The 5,606-nt window shown below is 57.8% G+C and carries 2 protein-coding genes; one reads left to right on the top strand and one right to left on the bottom strand.

The window, feature by feature from the left end:
• Positions 1-563 precede the first annotated feature (563 nt).
• On the top strand, positions 564-3,182 hold the full coding sequence (clpB, locus tag ATO67_RS22090; RefSeq protein WP_067654045.1) for an ATP-dependent chaperone ClpB: 2,619 nt from the start codon (positions 564-566) through the stop codon (positions 3,180-3,182).
• 56 nt (positions 3,183-3,238) lie between these two features.
• On the opposite strand, the gene ATO67_RS22085 is transcribed toward clpB, so the two are convergent.
• Positions 3,239-5,176, bottom strand: coding sequence for a M23 family metallopeptidase (locus tag ATO67_RS22085; protein ID WP_067654042.1), 1,938 nt, complete (start codon positions 5,174-5,176; stop codon positions 3,239-3,241).
• Positions 5,177-5,606 lie beyond the last annotated feature (430 nt).

Raw genomic sequence — 5,606 nt, 5'->3', positions numbered from 1 at the left:
GCCGCAAATGGTTATGGGCACTGAGAACAGATCAAGCCACGGGCAGGCGCTGCCGCGTGAACGGCGAAGCGTGCGTGTGTGGTGGCCGGGGTTTTTGACAGGATTGGATTGGGTGGTGGAGTGTATTTTTTCGTTTGCGGGTGTGGCTCACCCCCCTCTGCCCTGCCGGGCATCTCCCCCACAGGTGGGGAGATCGGCAAGACGCAAACACTTTGCCTTACATGCGACGTTCAAAATGGCCGAGGGCTATCCACATTCGATCTCCCCACCTGTGGGGGAGATGCCGGCAGGCAGAGGGGGGCGAACTTGCTCCGGCCGTCGCGATGTGTCGCCGCCACCTTCGACACCCCAAAAAATCCACTCATCCCCATTCCCAACCTCTTTAAACCAGCAAAATTTCGTACCATATCAACCTCACGGAGCGGAATGCCCGGCCTTTGGCCGAGCCTTATGCTTCAGGCGATAAAAACCTTATCGCAACGGGACTTGCCGCTTCAGGGAGTCTCAACCCTAACATTCCGTGCTGTGCCGAAGACGGGCAGGGCGGTACAAGGAGTTACGACATGAACATTGAGAAATATTCCGAACGGGTCCGTGGGTTTCTGCAATCTGCGCAGACCTATGCGCTTGCCGAAAATCACCAGCAATTCGCCGCCGAGCATGTGCTGAAAGTGCTGCTGGACGATGATCAGGGCATGGCCGCATCGCTCATCGAGCGCGCTGGCGGAAACGCCAAGGAAGCCCGCATCGCCAATGATGCAGCGCTGGGTAAGCTGCCGAAAGTCTCCGGCGGCAATGGCGGTCTCTCGCTGACGGCACCGCTGGCCAAGGTCTTTTCGACTGCCGAAGATGTCGCCAAAAAGGCTGGTGACAGCTTCGTCACCGTCGAACGCCTGCTGCAGGCGCTTGCCATTGAAACATCGGCCACGACATCCGCCTCCCTGAAAAAGGCTGGCGTCACCGCGCAGGCCCTCAATCAGGTCATCAACGATATCCGAAAGGGCCGCACCGCGGATGGTGCCAACGCCGAGCAGGGTTTCGATGCGCTGAAGAAATTCGCCCGTGATCTGACCGCAGATGCACGCGACGGCAAGCTCGACCCCGTGATTGGTCGCGATGACGAAATCCGTCGCACCATGCAGGTTCTGTCGCGGCGCACCAAGAACAATCCCGTGCTGATCGGTGAACCCGGTGTCGGTAAAACGGCGATTGCCGAAGGTCTGGCGATCCGCATCATCAATGGCGACGTGCCGGAAAGCCTGAAAGACAAGAAGCTGATGGCGCTCGATATGGGTGCGCTGATTGCCGGTGCGAAATATCGCGGTGAGTTCGAGGAGCGTCTGAAGGCGGTGCTGAACGAAGTTCAGGCCGAAGCTGGCGGCATCATTCTGTTCATCGATGAAATGCACACGCTTGTCGGCGCGGGCAAGGCGGATGGCGCGATGGATGCGTCCAATCTGCTGAAACCGGCTCTGGCCCGTGGCGAGTTGCATTGCGTTGGCGCAACCACGCTCGATGAATATCGCAAGCATGTGGAAAAGGACCCGGCGCTTGCCCGTCGTTTCCAGCCGGTGCTGGTGGATGAGCCGACCGTGGAAGACACGATCTCCATTTTGCGCGGTCTGAAGGAAAAATACGAACAGCATCACAAGGTCCGCATCTCGGATTCGGCTCTCGTGGCGGCTGCAACGCTTTCCAACCGCTATATCACCGACCGCTTCCTGCCGGACAAGGCCATCGACCTGATGGACGAAGCCGCATCGCGGCTGCGTATGCAGGTGGATTCGAAGCCGGAAGAGCTGGATGAACTCGACCGTCGCATCATGCAGCTCAAAATCGAGCGTGAAGCCTTGAAGCAGGAGACCGATGCGTCTTCCGCAGACCGTTTGAAGCGGCTTGAGGATGAGCTGACCGATACGGAAGAAAAAGCTGATGCCCTGACCGCCCGCTGGCAGTCGGAAAAGCAGAAGCTTGGCCATGCTGCCGACCTGAAAAAGCAGCTGGAAGATGCACGCAACGAACTGGCCATTGCCCAGCGTGGCGGGCAGTTCCAGCGCGCCGGCGAATTGACCTATGGCATCATTCCCGGTCTCGAAAAGGAACTGGCTGCCGCTGAAGAACGCGATAGCAGCGGTGCCGGTTCGATGGTGCAGGAAGTGGTGACAGCGGACAATATCGCACAGGTCATTTCCCGCTGGACCGGCATTCCCGTCGACCGCATGCTGGAAGGCCAGCGCGAAAAGCTGCTGCGTATGGAAGACGATCTCGCCAAGTCCGTCGTCGGTCAGGGTGAGGCGGTTCAGGCCGTGTCGAAAGCGGTTCGCCGTGCGCGCGCTGGCTTGCAGGACCCCAACCGTCCAATCGGCTCCTTCATCTTTCTCGGCCCAACCGGGGTGGGCAAGACCGAGTTGACCAAGGCGCTGGCCCGCTTCCTGTTCGATGATGAGACGGCAATGGTTCGCCTCGACATGTCGGAATATATGGAGAAACACTCCGTAGCCCGGCTGATCGGCGCGCCCCCAGGCTATGTCGGTTATGAAGAAGGTGGTGCGCTGACGGAAGCCATCCGTCGTAGGCCCTATCAGGTCGTGTTGTTCGACGAGATCGAAAAAGCACATCCTGATGTGTTCAATGTTCTGTTGCAGGTGCTTGACGATGGCCGTCTGACGGACGGGCAGGGCCGCACCGTCGATTTCAAGAACACCATCATCATCATGACTTCGAACCTCGGTTCCGAGTTCCTGACGCAGATGGGCGATCATGATCAGGTCGATTCCGTGCGCGAGCTGGTGATGGAGCGCGTCCGGTCGCATTTCCGGCCGGAATTCCTCAACCGTATCGATGACATCATCCTGTTCCATCGCCTGCATCGCAACGAGATGGGAGCGATTGTCGATATCCAGCTGAAGCGCCTCGTGTCGCTTCTCACGGATCGCAAGATCATTCTGGAACTGGACGAGGATGCGCGGATCTGGCTGGCTGACAAGGGTTACGACCCTGCTTACGGCGCCCGCCCGCTGAAGCGTGTCATCCAGAAATCCGTTCAGGACCGTCTCGCCGAGATGATCTTGGGTGGAGAAATCCCGGATGGCTCGCGCGTCAAGGTCACGTCGGGCACGGACCGGCTGCTGTTCAAGATCAAGCCGCTGCGTCCCGACGTCGAAACTGCCGACGCCGCATGATCAAACAAAAAGGGCTCCAGAAATGGAGCCCTTTCCCATAGTCCTCGAATGCGGGTCTACCGGCTTGCGACCTGATCCGGCTTGCCTTCGATGTTCAGCAAAGTGTCGATACGTTTTCTCTCGTCCGAAAAGCGCGCCAGTGCCTCGCCGGAAAGCGACTTTCCACCCGGCAGGCGCACCTTCATGGCATCGACCTTGGTGCCGTTGACGATCAATTCGTAATGCAGATGCGCACCGGTCGAAAGGCCGGTCGATCCGACATAGCCAATCACCTGGCCCTGTGTCACGCGGGCACCTTCGGTCACACCTTTGGCAATCGCATTCTGGTGATTATACGAGGAAACATAACCATTGGCATGGCGGATCAGCGTCTGGTTGCCGTAGCCGGAAGCCCACCCCGCCTTTTCGACCACGCCATTACCCGTCGCAATGATCGGCGTTCCCCGCGGCGCTGCCCAGTCCGTGCCGGTATGCATGCGGCTGAACCGCAGGACCGGGTGGCGGCGCATCCCGAAGCCGGACGTCATGCGACCGTTCGGGACAGGGTTGCGGATCAGGAACTGGCGGATGCTTTTGCCTTGACCATCAAAGTAATCGACGCTGCCATCATCTGGATTCTGGAAACGGTAGAAGCGGGTCTCGGTGTCGCCGAACTTGGCATTCACATACAGCAGTTCGGATTGATCTGTCGCCTTGCCATCAGGCCCTTCGACCGAGAAGAAAGCCTCCAGCGAATCCGACGGCTTCAGCTGTGCCTGAAAATCGACACTGCTCGCCAGAAGCTTCACCAGTTGCGCAACCATCGACTGGTTCATGCCATAGGTCAGCGCGGCCCGGTAAACACCGTCATACACCCGCGGCAAATCGCGGTTGGCCGTCAGTGGCGCGTTGCTGCTGTCGAACGCCGTGGCGATGGCATCCAGTTGTGGCGGTTCGCTGGCCTTGATGAATTTTTTGGTGTCGTTGGTGGCGACGGTCACGACATGTCTGGACTTGCGATAAAGACTGGCGCGCACGACATCGCTCTTCTCGTCGCTTTGCAAAATCCCGATACGCAACACGTCGCCGGCTTGAACGTCAGCCGACCCGTTCTCTGCACTCAAGGCATCCGCCGTTTGCTTGGCCTGCTCCTTGGAGTAGCCTGCGCCAAATAGGGTGGCCTCCATAGTCTGGGCCTGACGCACCGGAATGACGTCATCGGCATATTCCTGAACCTTGACGGTCGAGGTCTGCGGCGTGGAAACGGACATATTCTGTTCAACAACGCGGGCCGAAAGCCCTGCCGTCATATCCACGTCCTCAGTCGCCTCGAAGCGACGCGGATCAATATAGTAAAGAGCAGATAGCTGCTCATTGCCATCGGTCAGCATGGAACCGTTCGAACGGACCGCCTCTTCGACCTCATCGAAGCTCATGGCGGCAGCATAGGCAAACGGACTGTTTTTCGTCGGAAAAGCTACGGTCTTCAGACTGACCTCGGACTCAACTTCCGATCCATAGATCGTGCCGGTCTTGCTCGCGGCGGGGGAGGCATCCTCATTCGTCGCGAAAATGTTCAGCGGGTCGAAAGGAGGGTAATCATCCTGATTGGTATAGTTGGCCGCAAGCGCGATCTTCACATGAGAGAAGGGTACTTTGCGCACCACTTCCTTGTCGCCATCGTGAATGACGGTCGAAACATCCATGACAGAGCGGTCAGAGGGTCTGGCTGCAATATTGGGTGCCAGAAGACGAACGCCGCGACGCACGGTCTCAGACGCATCCTGTTCCATGTCGGCACGCGCAAACGCTTCTGCCGGAATAGCCAGCTGCTGGCGGCCATCCAGAGCAGCGAAAAGAGCGACACCCATAAGGATAGAGGAGGTAATGCCTGTGAGAAACGTTCCGCTCAGCCACCGCAACGAGATTTCCCGTCGATCAGGCGCTCGTCTGCCTTCTGCCAATATAGGTGGCTCGGTCCCCAGCGAACGGATCATGTCTCTGTTCGTCATCATTCCTGTCCGGACCGATCGCTCATATAATCTCCAGAAACCATCACGCCGAAGGTGTGCAACTTTCGGACAAGCGAGTCAAACGCAGGCGGTGATTAACGAGCCATAGTCCCAAACTTCTTGCCTCAAGGATTCGTTGATGTCTGGAGATACGTCGCCCTCGCGGCGAAAACGTGGCGTGCGTCAGGTCTATTTAGAAGAAGCCTGTTCCACAGGTAGGTCAGACGTTGCGAATGCCGCTATAAAGAAGGTTTTAAAAGCCATTTTTGGAGGATTTCCGAAATCGCCTTAATAAAACCAGTTACTTACGACATTTTTGTATTTTCTTTGTTGGGCACTGTTGACTTGTTTCAGGTGTGTCCTCTATAAGTCCGCTCACTGACGAGGGCGGCGGCGCTGCTAGCGACGATGTCCTTCGTTCTGGAGAAAACGG

The sequence above is a fragment of the Agrobacterium bohemicum genome (genome assembly GCF_001562555.1).
GTDB classification, from domain to species: domain Bacteria; phylum Pseudomonadota; class Alphaproteobacteria; order Rhizobiales; family Rhizobiaceae; genus Agrobacterium; species Agrobacterium bohemicum.
The sequence above is the reverse complement of the archived record's forward strand: the minus strand, read 5'-3'. Positions and strand labels throughout refer to the sequence as shown.

Coding starts and splice junctions, on each gene's coding strand:
- clpB (WP_067654045.1), top strand. CDS start 564: ATGAACATTGAGAAATATTCCGAACGGGTCCGTGGGTTTCTGCAATCT.
- ATO67_RS22085 (WP_067654042.1), bottom strand. CDS start 5,176: ATGATGACGAACAGAGACATGATCCGTTCGCTGGGGACCGAGCCACCT.